Origin of the sequence: Aromatoleum anaerobium (genome assembly GCF_012910705.2) — a bacterium.
Taxonomy (GTDB): domain Bacteria; phylum Pseudomonadota; class Gammaproteobacteria; order Burkholderiales; family Rhodocyclaceae; genus Aromatoleum; species Aromatoleum anaerobium.
Genome location: NZ_WTVG02000040.1, coordinates 764,032 through 783,258 on the forward strand (window position 1 = coordinate 764,032; position 19,227 = coordinate 783,258).

Sequence of the window (19,227 nt, forward strand, 5' to 3'; positions counted from 1 at the left end):
CAAAACCGTCGACCGTCCGGAATCCGGACGGTCGACGTCGGACGGCGTCCGGAAATCGAACGGACGCCGGTCCGGGCAGCTGCCCGGGGACCTTCGACTTCGGCCGGCGATGAGCGCCCGATGCCACCCCCGCGGAGCGCTGCGGCGAACTCGTCCGCTCAACCGGTCACCATCTCCTCGACGTCGACCGGCGCGCCGGTTCGCGCAATGACGTCCTCGATGCTGACTCCCGGCGCGGTTTCCCGCAACCGCAGCCCGCGCGGCGTGACGTCGAGCACGCACAGGTCGGTGATGATGCGGTTCACGACCCCTGCCCCCGTCAGCGGCAGCTCGCAGCGGCGCAGGATCTTCGGCTCGCCGCCCTTGCTGCAGTGCTCCATCATCACCACCACGCGGCGCACCCCGGCCACCAGGTCCATCGCCCCGCCCATCCCTTTCACCAGCTTGCCCGGGATCATCCAGTTGGCAAGATCACCGTGCTCGCTGACCTGCATCGCGCCGAGGATCGCCAGATCGATGTGGCCGCCGCGGATCATCGCGAAGGAGTCGGCGCTGCTGAAGATGCTGCTGCCGGCGAGCGTCGTGACGGTCTGCTTTCCGGCGTTGATGAGATCGGCGTCAACCTCGGCATCGGTCGGAAACGGCCCGATGCCGAGCAGGCCGTTTTCCGACTGCAGCCACACGTCCACGCCGGGGGGGATATGGTTCGCGACCAGCGTCGGCATGCCGATGCCGAGGTTCACGTAGTAACCGTCGCGCAGCTCCTGCGCCGCGCGGCGGGCCATCTCGTTGCGTGTCCAGGCCATGTTCATTCCTGCCTTGTCGTGCGTTGTTCGATGTGTTTCGTCGGGCGCGGATTGACGACGATGCGCTGGACGAAAACGCCGGGGGTGTGGATGTGGTCGGGATCGAGCGTGCCGGTGTCGACCAGTTCCTCGACTTCCGCAACGGTGATGCGCCCGGCAGTGGCGACCACCGGATTGAAGTTGCGCGCGGTCTTGCGATAGACGAGGTTGCCCGCCCGGTCGGCCTTCCACGCCTTGACGAGCGCGACGTCGGCCGTGAGCGAACGCTCGAGCAGGTAGCGCTTACCATCGATGTCGCGCTCCTCCTTGCCTTCCGCGACGAGGGTGCCGACGCCGGTTCGGGTGTAGAACGCGGGAATGCCGGCTCCCCCCGCGCGCAGCTTCTCGGCGAGCGTGCCCTGCGGCGTGAGCTCGACTTCGAGTTCGCCGGCGAGCAGCTGGCGCTCGAATTCGGCGTTCTCGCCGACGTAGGACGCGACCATCTTGCGAATCTGCCGCGTCTCGAGCAGCAGGCCGAGGCCGATGCCGTCGACGCCTGCGTTGTTGCTGATCACGGTCAGGTCCTTGACCTTTGCGTCGCGCAGGCCGTGGATCAGCTGCTCGGGGATGCCGCACAGGCCGAAGCCTCCGACCGCGACGGTCTGGCCGTCCCGTACGACGTCGGCCAGCGCGGAACCGGCGTCCGAATACACTTTGCTCATAAGGTTCTCCTGGTAAAAATCATGTTCCGATCGCATCCGGCACGGCTTGTGCGGATGGCCGGAGCGCGCTCACCGCATCGATCGCGGCCGGATTTTCGATCGACGACAGGTCGCCGAGGGCGGTGCCGAGGTAGGCGTTGCGCATCACCCGACGCACCGTCTTGCCGTTGCGCGTCTTCGGGATAGCATCGACGCGGTGGACGTGCGCCGGGCGCAGCGGCTTGCCGAGCTGGCGACCGACGTGGTCGACGAGTTCCGCCTCCCACGCCTGCCACGGCCGCGCCGCGAGCGCCTCGTTGTCGGCGACGGTGACGAAGCACACCGCCGTCTCGCCCTTGAGCTCGTCGGGGACGCCGACTGCCACCGCCTCGACGACCAGCGGGTGCGACACCAGCGCCGATTCGAAATCCGCCGGGCCGACCCGCTTGCCGGCGATCTTGATCGTATCGTCGCTGCGCCCCTGGACGAACCAGTAGCCGTCCGCGTCCACGCGCGCCCAGTCGCCATGCACCCACACGTCCGGCCACACCGACCAGTAGGCCTCGCGGTAACGCTCCGCATCGCGCCAGAAGCCGTGGGTCATGCCCGGCCACGGCTGACGGATCGCGAGCTCGCCGACGCTGCCGCGCACCGGGCGTCCGTCGCTGTCGAGCACCTCGACCGCCATGCCCGGAATCGGCCCGTCGAACGCGCACGGCTTCTGCGGCAATCCGGGAAAGCACGCGAGGATGCCGCCGCCGATCTCGGTGCCGCCCGAATAGTTGATGATCGGGCGTCGCGACTGCCCGACCTGCTCGAACAGCCATCGCCACGGCGCCTCGTTCCACGCCTCGCCGGTCGAGCCGAACACCCGCAGCGTATCGAGCGAGCCCGGCGCGGGCAGGCTCGCGTCGTTCGCCATCAGCAGGCGCACCAGCGTCGGCGACAGGCCGAAATGCGTGACCCCGTGGCGCTCGACCACCTGCCACAGCCGCCCGGCGTCGGGGTAATCGGGCGTGCCCTCGTAGAGCACCAGCGTCGCCCCCAGCATCAGCCCGCCATAGACCATCCACGGCCCCATCAGCCAACCCATGTCGGTGACCCACATCAGCGTGTCGTCAGCGCGCAGGTCGAAAGCCATCAGCAGGTCCTGCGCCGCCTTCACCGGGAAGCCGGCGTGGGTGTGGACGACGCCTTTCGGCTTGCCGGTGGTGCCCGACGTGTAGATCAGCATCAGCGTCTGGTCCGCCGGCCAAGCCGCAGACGCAGGACTGCGGTCAGGCGATGCGGCCTGCAACGCGCGGAAATCCACTCCGGCGAACGACTGTGCAACGCCGTCGTGCGCCGCCAGCGGTCCGAGGCCGAGGCGGTCGACGACGACGAGATGACGCAGCGACGGGCAGGCCCGCGCTGCGGCACGGGCGTCCGCGAGCATCGGCACGCGCTTGCCGCGGCGGAAGTAGCCGTTCGCGCACACCAGCACGCGCGCCTCGCAGTCGGCGACGCGCTGAGCGACCGAATCGGCGCCGTAGCCGGAAAAGAACGGGATGAAGACGGCGCCGATCCGCGTCGCCGCGAGCATCGTCACGGCGGCTTCGGCAACCATCGGCAGGTACAGCGCGATGCGCTCGCCCTCGCTCACGCCGAGCGCGCGCAATCCGGCGGCGACGCGGTCGACCTCGTCGGCGAGCGCGGCATAGCTCAGCGTGCGCAGTTCGCCGCCGTCGCCTTCCCAGCGGATCGCGATCTTCTCCGGCGTCGCGCGGGCGTGCTTGCCGACGAGGTTATCGACGAGGTCGAGCCGGCCGCCGACGAACCACTTCGGCCACATCACGCCGTCGGTGAGGTCGAGGGTCTGGCGGTACGGCGTCGCCCAGTCGAGCCCGATCGCGTCGAGCACCTGATCCCAGAACGGTTCGGGTTCGCGGGCCGCCCGCTCGCGCAGGTCGTCGAGGTCGCGGTAGCCCTGGCGCGCGATGAACTGCGCCAGGCGCGTCGTGCGCCATTCATAGCCTTGGGGCATATAGCTGTTCATATCGGAGTCCTCCTCCCCTTGTCGTCGATGCCGCGCTCCGCGCCGGTTCCGCCCTGCCCGCGCTGCGGGAAAAAATGTCCGCCCCCGAAACGGGCCAGGGGCGGACGAGGGGGAGGACAGGGTGCCGGCAGGATGCGGTGCGGGCCGTTAGCGGCCCGCGCCGGTCGCGACTTCCTCGAGGACGTTCAGCGACACGTCGGTGTCCTTCACGCCTTTCGGGTTGGATTTCATGTTCGACGACCAGTTGGTGGCATGGCCGCGCTTGACATCGATGATGTGGCCGATGACGGGCATCACCGCCTTGTAGCCGTCGTCACCGACGTCGGGCCGGTTCTGGAAGATGAACATCTTCCAGAATTCCCCCTTGCGGTCGAGCGCATAGCCGAGGTAGGGCCGCGGGAAGTCGACCTCGATGTACGCGACCTTCTTGCTGTACGGGTGCTCCGGCGGCGGCGTACCCTCGACCACATACACTTCGCGCGGCTCCCATTCGACGTCCTTGGCCGGGTTCCAGTACGGCGGCTCGCTCATGTTGATGCGCGGGAAGCGCTTCTGCGGCTCGGTCCATGCCTGCGACGTATCGACGCTCATGTCCGGGCTGTGCGCGATCGCCAGCACCCAGCGCTTTTCGATCAGCTTGTTCTCGACGTATTTCGTCGGCCAAGCGTCCCAGATGTCCCAGTCGTCGTAGAGCTGGTCGGTACCGCCGATCGGGTCCATCCACGCGCCGCCCGACAGCCGCCGCGTGCGCCGCACCGACTTCAGGTAGGCGTAGGAGTCGTCCGGCTTCTTCGAGTCGGCCTGGTTGTAGCGCACCGAGAACGTGCCCAGACCGCGGATATCCTGCGGGTAGTGGGCGACGAAGTAGGTCTTCTGCGAAATGTCGCCGTCGCCGACCGACGCCGGCCCGCCGTCGAGCCGGCCTTCCATGTAGTAGCGGCGCGACTGGAACGCCTGGACGCGCTCGTACCCTTTCTTTGCATCGAGGAACACCCACGCGATGTCGCGCAGGTCCATGGTCGCCCCGTAGGTCGCAGCGCGCAGGTTCCAGATGACCTTGTCGCCGGCGTGGGGGTCGTCGAGCTTGATCGTCTCGGGCGGGAACGGCATCCCGGCCTTCCACCCGCTGATCGTGCGGTCCGCCGCGTTGAACTTGACGTCCTTCGACCCGCTCTTCGTCGCCTCGACGTATTTCGGGTCCATCTCGATCTTCTTCGAGTGGGCCAGCTTGATCGTCAGGTCGTAGTTCTTGATCATCCATTCGAGCTTTTCCGGGACCATGCTGGCGATGGTCTTGTTCTCGAAGGTGTCGTTCTTGACGGCTTCGTAGTTGTCCTTGCCGATGACGAGCCCGGCCTCGAGCTCCTTCGCGGACACGCCGTGCGTCGGCAGCAGCAGCATCAGGCCGAGGGCGGCCGCCACGGCCGCGCGGGGAGCGGCGGGTGGGCGGGCAACGGATTGGGTAGCGTTTTGCATCGTGGTCTCCTCCTTGTCAGAACTGCCGGGTCAAGCGAAAAACGAGCTGGCTGGCGTTGTCGAAATAACCGAACAACTGCGACGACTGGTCGCTGAACTGCACCTTGTTGGATTTGTTGCCGCTCCAGAAAATGTCGGCCTCGATCCGCGCGAGCCACTGGTCGGACAGCGTCAGCGACAGGCTCGGGATGGCGAAGCCGCCGCCGTGGGTGAGATCGAATCCGATCGCGAAGCCGGGGTTGATCGTGTCGTTGCGGTAATTGAGCGTCGTGAATGCCGTCAGGATCGTGTTGTGCTCGGTCAGCGGCGTGCCGTACGCGAACAGCCGCACGAGGTCGTCGGAGCGGTCGAAGCCAAGCACCTGCGTGTTGAACAGCTGGATCGACGAGAACGACGGCCGCGACGTGCCGAACAGGCCCTGCAGGTCGAGATCCTTGTCGATGCGCAGCATCGTCGTCAGGGTGTTCTTCTTCTTCACCCCGCCCAGACCGACGCCGACATTGCCGGGCACGCGCGGCGCGAGGAAGGCGCCGGTGCCGACGTTGAAAGGCTGGTCCTCGGTGTAGGCCATCTCGGCGCTGAGCACCGCGTCGAGCGTCCCGCTGTAGCCGCTTACCGTCGCCCCGAAGACGTCGACGCGCGGATGGATCAGATCGAACACCGAGCCGCTCGGCGCCTTCTTGTAGGGCTTGAACGACGAGTTCGCGACCGGATCGGCCGAGAAGGTCGTGAGCCAGGCCAGCGAATAGCTCAGGCCGTAGGCTTCGCCCGACCAGCGCACGCCCCCGGTGAGGTCGTCGCGGTCGCCGTCCGGATGGTCGCAGTCCTTGTCGGTCACCGCGCTCAGATCGAAGCCGCGGTAGGGCTGGAAGAACCAGCGGCCGCCCTTGATATCGTAGGTGTTGCCGATATCTTCGCAGCGGTCCCAGCCCGGGCGGACGTACGCGGCGAGCATGCCGTCGGCTTCCGGAACGCGGATCTTCGTCGAGATCAGCGTCAGCGGCTTGCGCCACTCCTCGTTCTCGGGCTCGAAGAACAGGTGCCACGACAGATCGTAGCCATGCACGAGGTCCATCGCGTGGAAGAAGTCTGACTCGCCCCACACCAGTTGCTGCTTGCCGATCTTCACCGTGGTGCGCTCGCCGAGCGCCATTTCCGCCCAGAACTCGCGCAGCTCGGTGTTGTTGTAGTTGTCGAGAATGCTGCTGCTGTGCCCTCCGACGGCAGTGCCGTTGGTCTCGCGCAGCCGCTCCAGGTCGTTGAGGTAGCTGGTCTTGTGCTCACGGTCCGCGCGGCCGATCGCCTTCCACTTGACCGGCCCGGTCTTCGCGTCGGCGTCGAGCAGCAGCGAGCCCCGCACCATCGACAGCTTGCCCTTGCTGTCCTTGTCGATCGCCTCCAGCTCAGGCTGGTTCTGCAGGTTCCACCCCCAGCCAGCCGCGCGCATAGCCGGACAGGCTGGAAGCTGAAATCCTCGCCCCACGAACTCCCGCCCTCCTCGCCCTCGGCCCCTGCGCCGAGCCCCACGCGGCCCCGGCGATCGCGGCTGCGATCGCGACCGAGACCGCCTTCATCTTCGTTGCTCCCTTGCTCGTCATCTCCTCGCTCCTTCCTTGTGTTTTTGACTGCGTTGAAGTTTTCGTTGGCATGCGAGGCGCCGCGGTCAGCCGGCCATCGTCAGGTCGGCCTGCACGATCGGGCGGCGCTTGCTGCCGACGATGAATTCGGGCCGGAACACATAGACCATGGCGGGCATGATGAACAGCGCACTGAAGGCCGAGATGAACAGCCACAGCGCGATCAGCACACCCATGTCGGCCTGCAGCCGCAGCGACGAGAAGTGCCACAGCACGACGCTGGTGATCAGCGTCATCGCGGTGATCAGCACGCCCTTGCCGGGGCCCATCAGCGCATTGACGATGGCATGCTCGACGTTGCGCGAGCGGTGCAGGTTTTCGCGGATGCCATCGACGATGTAGAACGTGTAATCGACACCGAGGCCGATCCCGAGCGCCACCACCGGCAGCGTGTTGATGTTCATGCCGATGCCCGCCCACGCCATGTAGCTGAAGGTGATCGTGTTCGACAGCAGCACCGGGATCATGAAGAACACGCCGGCGACCGTGGACCGGTAGGTGACCGTGCAGCACACCACCAGCACCAGCAGCGCGAGCGCGATGGCCTCGATCTGGCCGGCGAGGATCACTTCATTGACCGCGGCGAGCACGCCGACGAGGCCGCCGGCGAGCAGATACTGCGCATCCTTGATCGGATGCTGCTCGACGTAGTCGCGCACGCGGGCGATCGCGGTGCGGATCGTCTCGCCCTGGTGGTCGCGGAAGAACAGCGTCACCGCGCCGTTCTTGGCGTCGGCGTCGGCGTAGCGGTCCATGTCGCCGGGGTCGGAGCCGGAGACGAACATGTACATCAGCTCGCCGTTCTCGTCGCTCGTCTGCCCGAGTTCCTGGTACATCGGATTGCCTTCGCGCAGCACGCGCTTGACCTGCGGCAGGATGTCGGCGAGCGAGATGCTGCCGCCGACCTCCGGCTGGGCCTCCATGTATTTCTGGAAGCGCGTCATGCTGGAGAGCACTTCGGGTTCGCGCAGCGCACCGGGCTGGTTTCCGGCGACGACGACGAACATCCGGTCCGAGCCTTGGAACTGGCGGTTGATCTCCGCCGCGTCGCGGTTGTATCGCGAGTCCGGCCACAGGATCGGCGAACCCGGATTGGCGTCGCCGACCTTCAGGTTGAACGCGTACAGGCCCGAGACCACGAAGGCCACGCCGGCCGCGCCGAGCACCGCATAGCGCCAGCGCGTCGTGACGATCGCCGAGCACAGGCCGAGGATGCGCATCAGCACCGGGTTGATGTCGATGGGGTGGATAAAGCGCTGGCGGGCGCCGAACCACGACAGCATCACCGGGGTGAGGATCAGCGCGCTGACGAGAATCGTCAGTACCCACACCGTGCCGATGAACGAGATCTTCTGCAGCAGCGGGATCGGCGTGAGCGCGACCACCAGCACGCAACCGGCGTCGGCGACGATCGCAAGCATGCTCGGCTTGAACAGGTTGCGCGCGCTGGCCCGCGCCGCGGCTGCGGCGGAGGCGATGCCGTGGCCGATCTCGTCATCGAAGCGGGCGATGAGCTGCACCGAGTTCGAGATCGCCTGCGCGGTGATCAGGAAGGCGACGACGACGACCAGCGGATCGAGGTGGAACCCCATCAGTCGCGCCGCCCCCAGCGCCCAGATCGCACTCACCATGCCGGCCAGCAGCGGCAGGATCGTGCCGTGCCAGGTGCGCGTGATCAGGCACAGCAGCACGACCAGCGCGGCCACCGCGGCGAAGAAGATCATCAGCGTCTCGTGCAGGTAGTGGTTCACCCAGCCGTAGAGCACCGGTTCGCCGACGATGCGGACCTCGACGCCGTCGCCGCTCGCCTCCTCCACCAGCGCCATCAGCTCGTTGAAAGCTCGCGTGTAGTCCATGTTGCCGTCGTTGAAATCGACGGTGACCAGCGTTGCCTTCAGGTCTGCCGACACATAGGGGCCGTAGACCAGCGGGTTGTTGAGCACCGAGGCTTTCAGCGCCGCGAACTCGGCCGCGCTGCGCGGCAGCTCGGGCCACATCAGCGGCCGCGATTCGACGCCCTCGGTCGAGGCGCGCACCTCCTTGATCTTCTTCGACGCGAGCGAAATGATCTGGTAGGTATCGACGCCTTCGACCTGCTGCAGATCGACGGTGAGCTTCTGCACCTTGCCCAGCACCGCCGGGTTGAAGATGTCGCCGTCCCTGGCCTCGATCATGATGCTGACCATGTTCGAACCGCCGAAGGTCTGCTTGAAGCGCTGGTTCACCGCGACGTACGGATGGTCGCGCGGCAACAGGTCGCTGAAGATCGTCTTCACCTCGATCTGGCTCGCCTGGTAGCCCATCGCCAGCGTCACCAGCGCGACCGCCGCGACCACGAGCGCGCGAAAGCGGATCAGGAAGGCGAAGGCCTGATCGACCTTGCCGAATGTCGTGTTTTTCATCCTCGTCCCCTCACATCCGCTTGTGGCCGGCGACGCTCAGCGTGCCGTTGTCGAGCACCGCGAGATTGCTGCCGGCAAGGAAATAGCGAGTTCCCGCACGGGCGACGCCGGTGCGCCAGGACACGTCGCCTTCGGCCACGCGCCCGAGCTGCCATTGCTGCGCATCGGCTTGCGCCGTGGCCATCTCGCCCTTGTCGCCGACGGCGAGCCAGTGGTCCTCGTCCCACATCACCGCGTAGAGGTGTTCGCGAGTGAAGGCCGGCACCTGCTGCCACGACGCTCCGCCGTCTTCGGTGACGAGCAGCGTTCCGGCGAGTCCGACGGCGACGCCGTGCTCGGCGTCGCGGAACGCGACGCTCATCAGGCTCACCTCGTTCGGCGTTGCCACCGACTCCCAGGTCGCGCCGCCGTCGGCCGTGCGCATCAGCGCGCCGAATTCGCCCACGAGCCAGCCCGCGTCGCCGACGAAGGTGATGTCGTTCCACGCACGGTCCTCTTCCGGCAGCACGCGCGACCAGTTCGCGCCGCGGTCGGTCGAGCGCAGCACGGCGCCGAATTCGCCGACGGCCCATGCCGCCTCGCCCGCGATGCGCACGCGGAACAGCTTGTTCGGATTGGTGCTCGGAGGAATTTCGGCGCGCGTCCAGCTGTGCCCGGCGTCCGCTGTCACGATCACGACGCCGTCATTGCCGACGGCCATCGCGTTATCGCTGTCCCAGGCTGCGATACCCTGCAGATTGGCCTCGGTATTCGAGGCCTGGCGCACCCACGACTGACCGGCATCCTCGCTGCGGACGATCTTGCCGCCCGTACCGGCCGCCCACACCACGCGGCTGTCGGGGGCGGCGACGGCGTAGAACGTGTCGCGCCGCTCGATCGGCGGCGGCTCGACTTTCTGCACGACCGCCTCGGCCTTGACGAACAGGCCGGCGTAAAGGAGCCCGCCGACAATCACCACGGGCGCGGACGAACTCATCAACGTCACGACGCCGCGGGCGCCGCCTCCATATTTTCTCAACCGACGCAGCATCACTGTCTCCTTCACGCCCCGGAACGGCGCAAGTTTCGTTTTTTTGGCATGCCGGAACCCTGCAGGGCATTCGCCTCGCATGGCTCGTTGCTTGAAGAGGGAGAAACGGCGCGAAGCGGAGCGCGGGCCCCGGCCGGCGCTCCCGTCGCGGGAAGCGCCGGCCCGCAGGCGCCGGGCGCCCCGCCCGGCCGGGGCGGATCAGGCTGCGCGTTCGGGAACCGGCAGGCCGATCCAGTCCTTGTAGAAGGCTTCGATGTCCGGCTCGAAGTCGTGGATCACCGGGTACCACGGCGTCGGCGCCTCGATGTCGTGCATCACGCCGCAGCTCGGGCAGTAGTACTCGCGGTACACCTGCCAGTTGGTGTCGGGCGCCATCAGCTTCGGATACACCTCGTTCATCGCCTCCTCGGTGTCGCGCACATACACCACGGCGTTGAGCTTCCAGTTCTCGCGGTAGTCGCCGAGCTCATGGCCGCATTCGCACTTCGTCACCCACTGTTTGGTCTTGGCCGACTGCGCAATGTAGAGGTGCGGCCCGAGCGGCAGGACGATCTTGTCCTTCCACTGCACCTTCTTCTGCAGCGCCTCCAGGTACAGCGCGAAGCGCTCGTTGTCCTTCGGCATCGACAGCATCCGCATCGTCGTGTCCCAGTCGAGCTTGCCATCGACCAGGCTCGCAACCTGTTCCTTCGTGTAGGTCGTCATGTTCCGTCTCCTCGTTTTCCTGAATGCCGCCGAACCTCGCCGGCGGCACCGATTCACATTGACTCAGCTATGGGGCGCAGCCGCGGTCACTCTTCCACCAGCACCACGGTCTTGACGTCCGGCATCTTCGACAGGTCCATGCGGAACTTCGAACCGTAGGACGGCACGCCGAGCTCGTTTTCGCGCACGATCCAGTCTTCGGGCAGGTTCCAGAAGGTCCTGAACTCGTTGAGGAACTTCTCCGACAGGTCGAAGCTCGTCGCGAACATGTGCTGCACCGCCTGGCTCGCGTGCTTGGTCAGGATGCGTTCGCGCTCCTCCTTCATCCAGTCGCGCGTCGGCACTGCGCGCTCGAGGCGTTCCTTGCGGACCTCGACCCGACGGATCGCGGTCTTGGCCGCATCGACCGACCACACGCCCTTGGCGTCCTGCCCGATCACCGCGCCGTACACTTTCCGCGCGTACTCCGGCAGCAGCCACGCGTTGTTGAGGTCGCGCGCGATCGCTTCCGGCTCGCGGTCGAGCGGGTCGCCGTAGCCCGGACCACCGCGCAGGTAGTTCAGGTACAGGTCGTAGTTCTCGTAGCAGTCCTCCGTCGTCATGCACTGCTGGTCGCGCTTGATGCGCGACGAGGCGTTGATGTGCTGCTCGTAGTCGGGCGAGGCCGGGTTCGCGTCGCCGCCCAGCGGCAGGCTGTCGCCGAGCGCGATGCGCTCCTTCAGGCCGGTGTTGTGCGCTTCGAAGCGGTAGCCGGTCGCCGACGGGTAGCCTCCCATCAGGCCCCAGTCCGAGTTCATGTAGCCGTTGCCCATGAAGAACATCGTCCAGTCTTCAGCTTTCCAGACCATGCGCAGCGTCTCGAAACCGTTGCCGCCGCGATACTTGCCGTAGCCGCCGGAGTTCGCCTTGACGTTGCGGCCCATGTACAGCAGCGGCTCGGCCATCTCCCAGATCTCGATGTCGCCCATGTCGCCTTCCGGGTTCCAGATCGCGGCGGCGTGGTTCAGGCCGTCCTTGATCGCGCCGGCGCCGGTGCCGCAGCTCGAGGCTTCGAAGCTGTTGACCGCATGGATCTCGCCGTCCTGGTTGATGCCGCCGCCCTGCAGCCAGTTCGAGGTGTTGGCGTTGCCGGCGTTGACTTCTTCGAGGTAGCCGCGGCTGAAGTAGGCCTGCGAGAGCCCGCGCCACATCGCGCTCCAGCCCGAGACGAGGAAGTGCCAGGCGTAGGCGTGGCCGGTGCGCCGGTCGTCCGGGTTCATCCACGTGCCTTTCGGCAGATGGAACTCGGTGCCGAAATACGCGCCGTCGTTGATGCGCTGCGTCGGCACCAGGGTCTGGGTCATCATCACCCAGATGCCGCTGGTGAAGGCGACCTGGTGCGCGTTGTAGGAATGCCAGCCCCAGCGGCTCGCACCCTCGAAGTCGAGCCGCCACGTGCCGTCGGCGCGGATCTCCATCTCGACCGGCGAGTGCATGATCGAGTCGAGCTTCGCGAACGCATTCGACGTCTGCACATCTTCATGCGCGTACGGCACATCGACGAACGCGACCTTGCGGTACTTGCCCGGCAGCGTCATCGCCTTGATGCGCGTCTGCAGCCCGCGGCGGCCTTCCTCGATGACCTCATACGAAAACTTCTCGTACGCCTCGAGCCCTTCCTCGTTGATCACTTCCTCGATCAGGTCGCGCACCATGTGGCAGCCGGCGATGCGGGTCTTCTCGTCGAGAATCCAGTACTTCGGCGTGCGTACCGAGCGCTGCGACTCGTGCAGCCAGTCGCGCAGCGGCTGGTCATTCACGCCGGTCTTGCGGCAGGTGATCATGTAGCCGTCGCCGAAGCGCTGCGTCTGGCCGGTGGACATCGAGCCCGGCGTCACCGCGCCGGTGTCGATCACGTGCGTCACGCCGCCGACCCAGCCGACGAGCTTGCCGTGCGCGAAGATCGGCACGATCGTCGCGATGTCGCACGGGTGCACGTTGCCGATCGAGCAATCGTTGTTCGTGAACATGTCACCGGGATTGATGCCGGGGTTGCCTTCCCAGTTATTCTCGATCATGTACTTGATCGCCGCGCCCATCGTGCCGACGTGGATGATGATGCCGGTCGAAGTCAGCACGCAGTCGCCCGCGGCGTTGTACAGCGTGAAACACAGTTCGCCTTCCTGCTCGACGATCGGGCTCGCGGCGATCTTCTTCGCCGTTTCCCGCGCATGCACGAGGCCGCCACGCAGCTTCGAGAACATCTTCTCGTAGCGGATCGGATCAGACTCGCGCAGCTCGAGCTTCGTCAGGCCGTTGTAATGGCCGCCACTTTCCTTGGTGCGCGCGAGGATGTCGTCGCGAAAAGCTTTCAGCGTCTGGCCGTTGCCGAGCAGGTTGGCGAAACCCACTTCCTTGTTGGTCATCATGTTCATGGTGGTGTCTCCTTATTTCACTTCGGCCAGGTGGAACAGGCGGTGCTTGTCGAGCCGCGTCTCGAAACCGTCGGGCACGACGAAAGTCGTCGCGTCGGATTCGATGATCGCGGGGCCGGTGATGTGGTTGCCGGGCTTGAGCGCTTCCATCTTCCACAGCACGGCATCGACCCACTTCTTGCCGCGGTAGAACGGACGCGTGCCCAGCCGCGCTTCGGCCGGCGGCGTCTCGCCCTCTTCCGGGTCTTCCGGCAGCACCGGCTTCTGGGTCGCGACCAGCCCGCGCATGATCGCGCCGGTCACCGAGAAGCCCAGTTCCGGCGAACGCGCCGAGCTTGCATAGACGCGCGAGTAGGTGTTCTCGAACGCCTCGACGATGCGGTTCCAGTCGTCCGGGCTGGCAGCCGAGCCGATCGGCGAAGTGATCTCGAGATCATTCAGCTGGCCCATGTACTGCATGCGGTAGCCGGGGCGCAGCATCACGTCCTCGGGCTTGAAGCCGTTGATGACGAATTCCTCGACGACTTTCGCCGCGAGCTCTTGCCAGGCTTCCTGGATCGTGTTGCACGCCGCGGCCTTCTGCGAGTCGGGGGCGATCTGCGGCACCGCGATATCGACGCTCTTGTCGTAGCGGTATTCGAAGTCCGCGCACGCGCAGCCGAACGCCGAGAAGCCCGCCGCCCACGCCGGCACGACGACGTCCTTGAAACCGGCGCCTTCGGTGTAGCCGTAGGTATGCACCGGTCCGGCGCCGCCGTACGAGAAGCACACGAAGTCGGCCGCGTTGTAGCCCTTGGCGCTGATGTTGGCGCGCAGGTACTCGCGCAGGTTCTGGTCGAGCAGCTCGATGACGCCGGCCGCCGCATCCTCGACCGACAATCCCAGCGGATCGGCGAGCTGCACCTTGATGTGGCTCCGCGCGCGCTCGACGTCGAGCTTGATCGCGCCGCCGAGGAAGTTGTGCGGGTTCAGGTAGCCCAGCACGACGTGGCAGTCGGACACCGACACTGTGTCGAGGCCGCTTTCGGGCCAGCAGGTGCCGACGCGGTAGCCGGCGGAATCCGGTCCGAGCTTGATCGCGCCGCTGTACGGGTCGAGCCGCACGAAGCTGCCGGCGCCGGCGCCGACCGAGTCCATCGCGACCAGCGGCAAGGACAGCACCAGGCGCGCCATGTCCGGATCGGACACGATCGCGAAGTTGCCCTTCGTGATCAGCGCCATGTCGAACGACGTGCCACCGATGTCCGAGCACGCGACGTTCTCATAGCCGAGCGCCTCGCCGAGGAGCTTCGAGCCGATGACGCCGCCGATCGGGCCGGAGACGATCGTGCGCGCGAGTTCCTTCGCCTTCCACGAGATCGTGCCGCCGTGCGTCGCCATCACGCGCAGGTCGAACTTCGCGCCGTGCTTGCGGAAGCGGTCGCTGACTTTTTTGAGCGTCTGGCGCGACGGCTCGGCGGCGTAGGCCTCGAGCACCGTCGTGTTCATGCGGTGGCTTTCCTTGCGCGACGGGTAGTAATCGACCGACGCGAACACCGGAATGTCGATGTCCAGCTCCGCAAGTTCGTCGCGGCACACGTCGCGCGCGCGCTTCTCGCTCGTCCCGTTCTTGTGCGACTGCAGCAGGCAGATCACGATCGCCTTGGCGCCGGCCTGGACGAGTTCGCGCGTCGCCTGGCGCACTTCAGCCTCGCGCAGCGGGATCACGATCTCGCCCTGCACGTCGGTGCGCTCGGTGACGCCGCGGGTGCGCGACAGCGGCACCAGCGGCTCGTCGTAGCGGTGCGTGTTCAGGTGGATGCGGTCCTCGAGCGCATAGCCGAGGTAGCTCTGGATCGCGCGGCCCATCGAATGCACCTGCTCGAAGCCGCGGTTGCAGATCAGCCCCACATCGAGCCCCTTGCGCTGCACGACGCGGTTGAGCATCGCGGTGCCCGAATAGACGCAGGTGACGAGTTCCGGATAGACCTCGTCGACGTCGCGCTCCCAATGGGCCAGTGCGTCCTGCGACGAGTTGAAGATCGCGAGGGACTCGTCGGCCGGATTGCTCTGTGCCTTGCCAACAACGAAGCGCCCGTCTTCGCGGACGAAGAACGTGTCGGTCATCGTGCCGCCGGCATCGATGCCCATGACCTGTACCTGTGATGCCTGTAGGACTTCCATGTTTATCTCCATCTCCTCTTGATTAGCGAGTCGCCGATGTTGCCGGCCCCCGGATGTCCTTTTGCACCGTCCGTGCCAGCATCTTCTTGTCGCATTGCAGCAACCGCAAAAGCCATGATGGAAGACCACCCTGACACTCTCTTCGCCGCATCGCAGCAATCCCGGACAACCGGAGCGGACGGTCGGAAAACGGAGGAACGTACGAAAATCGAACGTGCTGCGACGTTTGGTCGGAAGCGGGACGCGGGCGGGGGCGAACCGCGCGATGGGGCAGCGGAAAATTGCCTTGCGAGGGCGGGACGGGTGACAGCGACCGAAGCGCAAATCCGGGCTCTCAGCCGGCGCCACCGCGATATCGGTCACGCCTGGGTGATGGTCCGGCACCACGCACCGTCGGGAATCTTTACACCGATCTCCATTTTTCCGCCGCGCCCGCGGCGGTACACCGCAAGATTGATCGCTGACCCCGGCCAAGCGGCCCCTGCTGCGCGCGCTCCCCGCGCTGGCGGCCCCGTTCCGCCGCAGCTTCTTCGAGCCGCGGGTCCGGGGCGCTGTCGGCATTTCTTACAACCGGCTGCGCTGCCGCCGGACAGCGAGCCGTCAGGGATCACCCCAGGCGCATTTGCGTCACGATGAAATGCGGGTAGCCGGCGACGGCGAAAAACGCGACAGGAAACGCGCGCCGATTTCCTGAAGCCACCGCTGGGGGCACTTTTGTTGCGCTTCCATCTGTATTGCCATGCGGTTTCGCCGTTCGAATTTCCACAAAATTGGCGCGCATTCAGGGCTTTCTACCGGGGTCTTTGGAACCAAAAACCCCCTGGAAAGGTATTCACAACCAGCTGTTCCGAACGTGGCATTCCCGGCCTCGACGGGTATTGCCCGATCATGAACCGGCCGTTTTCACGCAGCGGTTGCGATTGATATGGAATATGCAGCCCTCGCTGCCGGCGCCCTCTGCCCGTCTCGATGGAGGTCGTTTGCATTTCTTCGGAGGCAATTCACTCGTTTTTCGCATGCTTTTTGCTTGATAGGTCACGTTCATTCCGGGACTGAAATGCATGAGCACGGACGTCGGGCGTATCTCGATTCGGTGCGAAACACAATGAAGGTCGATATCTCCGGAGCGGAAAGGGACACCCTTGATGGCGAAACGTAAAGGTTTGCTGCTGGATCAGACCGGCGAAGTAGCCGCCGGCCTGAAGAGTATGGGATTGACCGGCTGGGAATTTCAGGTGGTTTCATCCATCGACGAGGCCCGCAAAACGTTGACTGCCGGCTCACCGCTGGTCGGTCTGGTGGCTTTCAGCTCGGCGCACCCCTGGCCACCGCGCGAAATGGAAGCGCTGATCTCTGTCAACGACGTCGAATGGATCGCGATCCTCGGCAAGGATCTGCTGCGCAACCAGGAGCATGGGCCGATGGTGCTGCGCAATTTCCACGACTTTCACACGCTGCCGCTCGACTGCGAACGCCTGATGGTGACGCTGGGCCATGCTTACGGCAAGGCATTGATGCTGCAGAGCATCGAGGGCTGCTCGCCGCGAACCGGGGACGGCGACAGCCGGTTCGGCATGGTCGGACGCCACGCGAGGATGCTTCAGCTCTTCAACCAGATCGACAAAATCGTCGGGGTCGACGCACCGGTGCTGATCGGCGGCGAATCGGGCACCGGCAAGGAACTCGTGGCAAACGCGATCCATCGGTATTCCTCCCGGGCGGAATGGCCGTTCGTCACGATGAACTGCGGTGCGATTGCGCCGAATCTCATCCAGTCCGAGCTTTTCGGTCATGAGCGCGGCGCGTTCACGGGGGCACACCAGCGCAAGATCGGAAACATCGAAGCCGCCCATCGCGGCGTCCTGTTCCTCGACGAAATCAGCGACCTGCCCCTCGATCTGCAGGTGAACCTGCTGCGCTTCCTGCAGGAAAAGACGATCGTCCGCGTCGGCTCCACGCAGCGCATCCGCGTCGACGTGCGGGTGATCGCGGCGACGCACGTCGACCTCGAGCGCGCCGTCGAGCAGGGCCGGTTCCGCGAAGATCTTTTCTATCGGCTCAACGTCCTGCACCTCAAGGTGCCGCCACTGCGCGAACGCACCAGCGACATTCCGCTGCTCGCCAATTCGATCTTCGCCCAGAACCGGCACCAGAAGAGTTCGCAGGTGAAGGGTTTCAGCTCGGAGGCGGTCCATGCGATGTGGGAATACCCGTGGCCGGGCAACGTGCGCGAACTGATCAACCGCGTTCAGTACGCCATGATCATGACCGAGTCCAAGCTCATCGCCGCCGCCGACCTGGGCATCGCCGTGCCCGAGATGCACGGCGTCAGCCCGACGCTCGACGAAGTGCGCGCGACGGTCGAAAAGGAAGTCATCGTCAGCAGTCTCCATAAGTACCGCAACAACGTTTCGGAAGTCGCCCGGCAACTCGGCATTTCGCGCGTGACGCTGTATCGCATGATCGATCGTCTGAAAATCGTTCTTTAGCCGTGCCCGGCCGGCCACATCGAAGACAGGAAATACAAGGGGATAACCATGAAAACCTCGGGACGCCGGTCCGGCGCCGTCGTGGGCTGCAGCGTGGCCGGGCTGGTGCTGGCCGCATCGAGCCCGTTCCTCCACGCTGCCGATGACGCGGCTTTCGACGGCAGCGTCGATACACTTAGACAGCGGATCGAGGAACAGAGCCGGCAGATCGAATCGCTGAAGCAGGATCTGTCGCGCCAGCAGGCAGTACTGCACGACATGCGCCGTGCGCTGGACATCAGCGGCATCAGCGGCCGAGGTCCTGCGCCCGCCGTGCCCGCCACGGTCGCCGCGCCGCCGCCCCCGACAGGCAGCACACCCGCGCAACAGGTCGCCCAGGCACCGGTGCAGCGTCCTGTCGGCGAGGCGCCGACCCGCACCGACAACCGCCCGCCACCGGTCGCGCCGATCTTCGAGCAGCCGGGCGTGCTGACGCCGCGGGGGACGTGGATCCTCGAGCCTTCGCTGCAGTATGCGTATTCATCGAGCAATCGCATTGCACTGATCGGCTACACGATCATCCCCGCACTCCTGATCGGTCTGATCGATGTTCGGGAGGTCAAGAGCAACTCACTGACCGCGGCGCTGACCGTGCGGCGCGGCATTACGAACCGCTTCGAACTCGAAGCGAAAATTCCGTACGTCTATCGCTGGGATTCGAGCGTGAGCCGGGAAGTGGCAGCAGGAAGTGCCAATCCCGAGGTATTCGACACGGACGGGAACGACATCGGCGACATCGAGTTGACAGGCCGGTACCAGCTCAACGACGGCGGGGCCGACCAGCCGTACTACATCGCGTCGCTGCGCTTCAAGTCGCGCACCGGTACGGATCCGTTCGAAGTCGAAATCGACAGAACGATCAGATCGACGACCGGGGGCGTGGGTCTTCAGACCGAAATTCCCACCGGCTCGGGTTTCTACTCTCTCCAGCCGGGCCTGACGGTGCTGATTCCTTCCGACCCCGTTGTCTTTTTCGGCGGCATCAGCTACCAGTACAGCTTCAAGCGGGACAACGTGAAGCAGAAGACGAACGAGGGCGACATCGAACTCGGCGAGGTCCAGCCGGGTGGTGCTTTCGGTTTCAACTTCGGCATGGGTCTCGCACTGAACGAGCGCTCATCGTTCAGCATCGGCTACGACCACCTGTCGGTCGGAAAGGTCAAGCAGAACGGCGAGACCGCGGCGACTTCGGTACGCATTCAGCTCGGTACCCTGCTGCTCGGCTACTCCTACCGTATGGCGCCGAACCGGACTTTGAACCTGTCGGTCGGCGCCGGTCTCACGGAGGATACGCCGGACCTGCAACTGACCTTGCGGATGCCGATCACGCTGTAGAGCACGTTCGCCGGCG

Annotated in this window: 13 protein-coding genes; 2 read left to right on the plus strand and 11 right to left on the minus strand. The window is 65.6% G+C overall.

The features are described from left to right. Positions 1–158: 158 nt before the first annotated feature. From GO606_RS19105 to GO606_RS19155, 11 genes are all read right to left on the minus strand, one after another. A complete protein-coding gene (locus GO606_RS19105; RefSeq protein WP_169119668.1) occupies positions 159–806 on the minus strand; it encodes a CoA transferase subunit B in 648 nt (215 codons plus the stop codon). Positions 807–808: 2 nt separating this feature from the next. Further along, positions 809–1,507, minus strand: a complete 699-nt coding sequence (locus tag GO606_RS19110) for a CoA transferase subunit A (RefSeq protein WP_169119669.1) — start codon at positions 1,505–1,507, stop codon at positions 809–811. Positions 1,508–1,526: 19 nt separating this feature from the next. After that, complete coding sequence (locus GO606_RS19115; RefSeq protein ID WP_169119670.1) at positions 1,527–3,521, minus strand: AMP-binding protein; 1,995 nt, start codon at positions 3,519–3,521, stop codon at positions 1,527–1,529. A gap of 147 nt (positions 3,522–3,668) precedes the next feature. After that, a complete protein-coding gene (locus tag GO606_RS19120; protein WP_246979747.1) occupies positions 3,669–4,997 on the minus strand; it encodes a DUF1329 domain-containing protein in 1,329 nt (442 codons plus the stop codon). Between the two features lie 16 nt (positions 4,998–5,013). Then, positions 5,014–6,480 carry a DUF1302 family protein gene (locus tag GO606_RS19125; RefSeq protein WP_246979749.1) on the minus strand — a complete coding sequence of 489 codons (1,467 nt, stop codon included), beginning with the start codon at positions 6,478–6,480 and terminating at the stop codon, positions 5,014–5,016. A 180-nt stretch (positions 6,481–6,660) separates the two neighbouring features. After that, positions 6,661–9,036, minus strand: coding sequence for an efflux RND transporter permease subunit (locus tag GO606_RS19130; protein ID WP_169116821.1), 2,376 nt, complete (start codon positions 9,034–9,036; stop codon positions 6,661–6,663). Positions 9,037–9,046: 10 nt separating this feature from the next. Further along, entirely contained in the window at positions 9,047–10,066 is a 1,020-nt protein-coding gene (locus GO606_RS19135) for a WD40/YVTN/BNR-like repeat-containing protein (RefSeq protein ID WP_169116820.1), read from the minus strand. A gap of 198 nt (positions 10,067–10,264) precedes the next feature. Beyond that, on the minus strand, positions 10,265–10,771 hold the full coding sequence (locus GO606_RS19140; RefSeq protein WP_169116819.1) for an acetone carboxylase subunit gamma: 507 nt from the start codon (positions 10,769–10,771) through the stop codon (positions 10,265–10,267). 86 nt (positions 10,772–10,857) lie between these two features. Then, positions 10,858–13,185, minus strand: a complete 2,328-nt coding sequence (locus tag GO606_RS19145; protein WP_169116818.1) for a hydantoinase B/oxoprolinase family protein — start codon at positions 13,183–13,185, stop codon at positions 10,858–10,860. Between the two features lie 12 nt (positions 13,186–13,197). Continuing rightward, positions 13,198–15,348, minus strand: a complete 2,151-nt coding sequence (locus tag GO606_RS19150; protein WP_169116817.1) for a hydantoinase/oxoprolinase family protein — start codon at positions 15,346–15,348, stop codon at positions 13,198–13,200. Between the two features lie 607 nt (positions 15,349–15,955). After that, positions 15,956–16,129: a hypothetical protein gene (locus GO606_RS19155; RefSeq protein ID WP_169116816.1), complete on the minus strand. Its 174-nt coding sequence runs from the start codon at positions 16,127–16,129 to the stop codon at positions 15,956–15,958. Positions 16,130–16,493: 364 nt separating this feature from the next. On the opposite strand from GO606_RS19155, the gene GO606_RS19160 reads away from it, so the two are divergent. Together GO606_RS19160 and GO606_RS19165 are read left to right on the plus strand one after the other, a co-directional pair. Continuing rightward, the gene (locus tag GO606_RS19160) at positions 16,494–17,837 is read left to right on the plus strand and encodes a sigma-54 dependent transcriptional regulator (protein WP_169116815.1); all 1,344 of its coding nucleotides are present in this window, start codon (positions 16,494–16,496) and stop codon (positions 17,835–17,837) included. A gap of 48 nt (positions 17,838–17,885) precedes the next feature. Then, positions 17,886–19,211: an acetate kinase gene (locus tag GO606_RS19165; protein WP_169116814.1), complete on the plus strand. Its 1,326-nt coding sequence runs from the start codon at positions 17,886–17,888 to the stop codon at positions 19,209–19,211. The last annotated feature ends 16 nt before the right edge of the window (positions 19,212–19,227 follow it).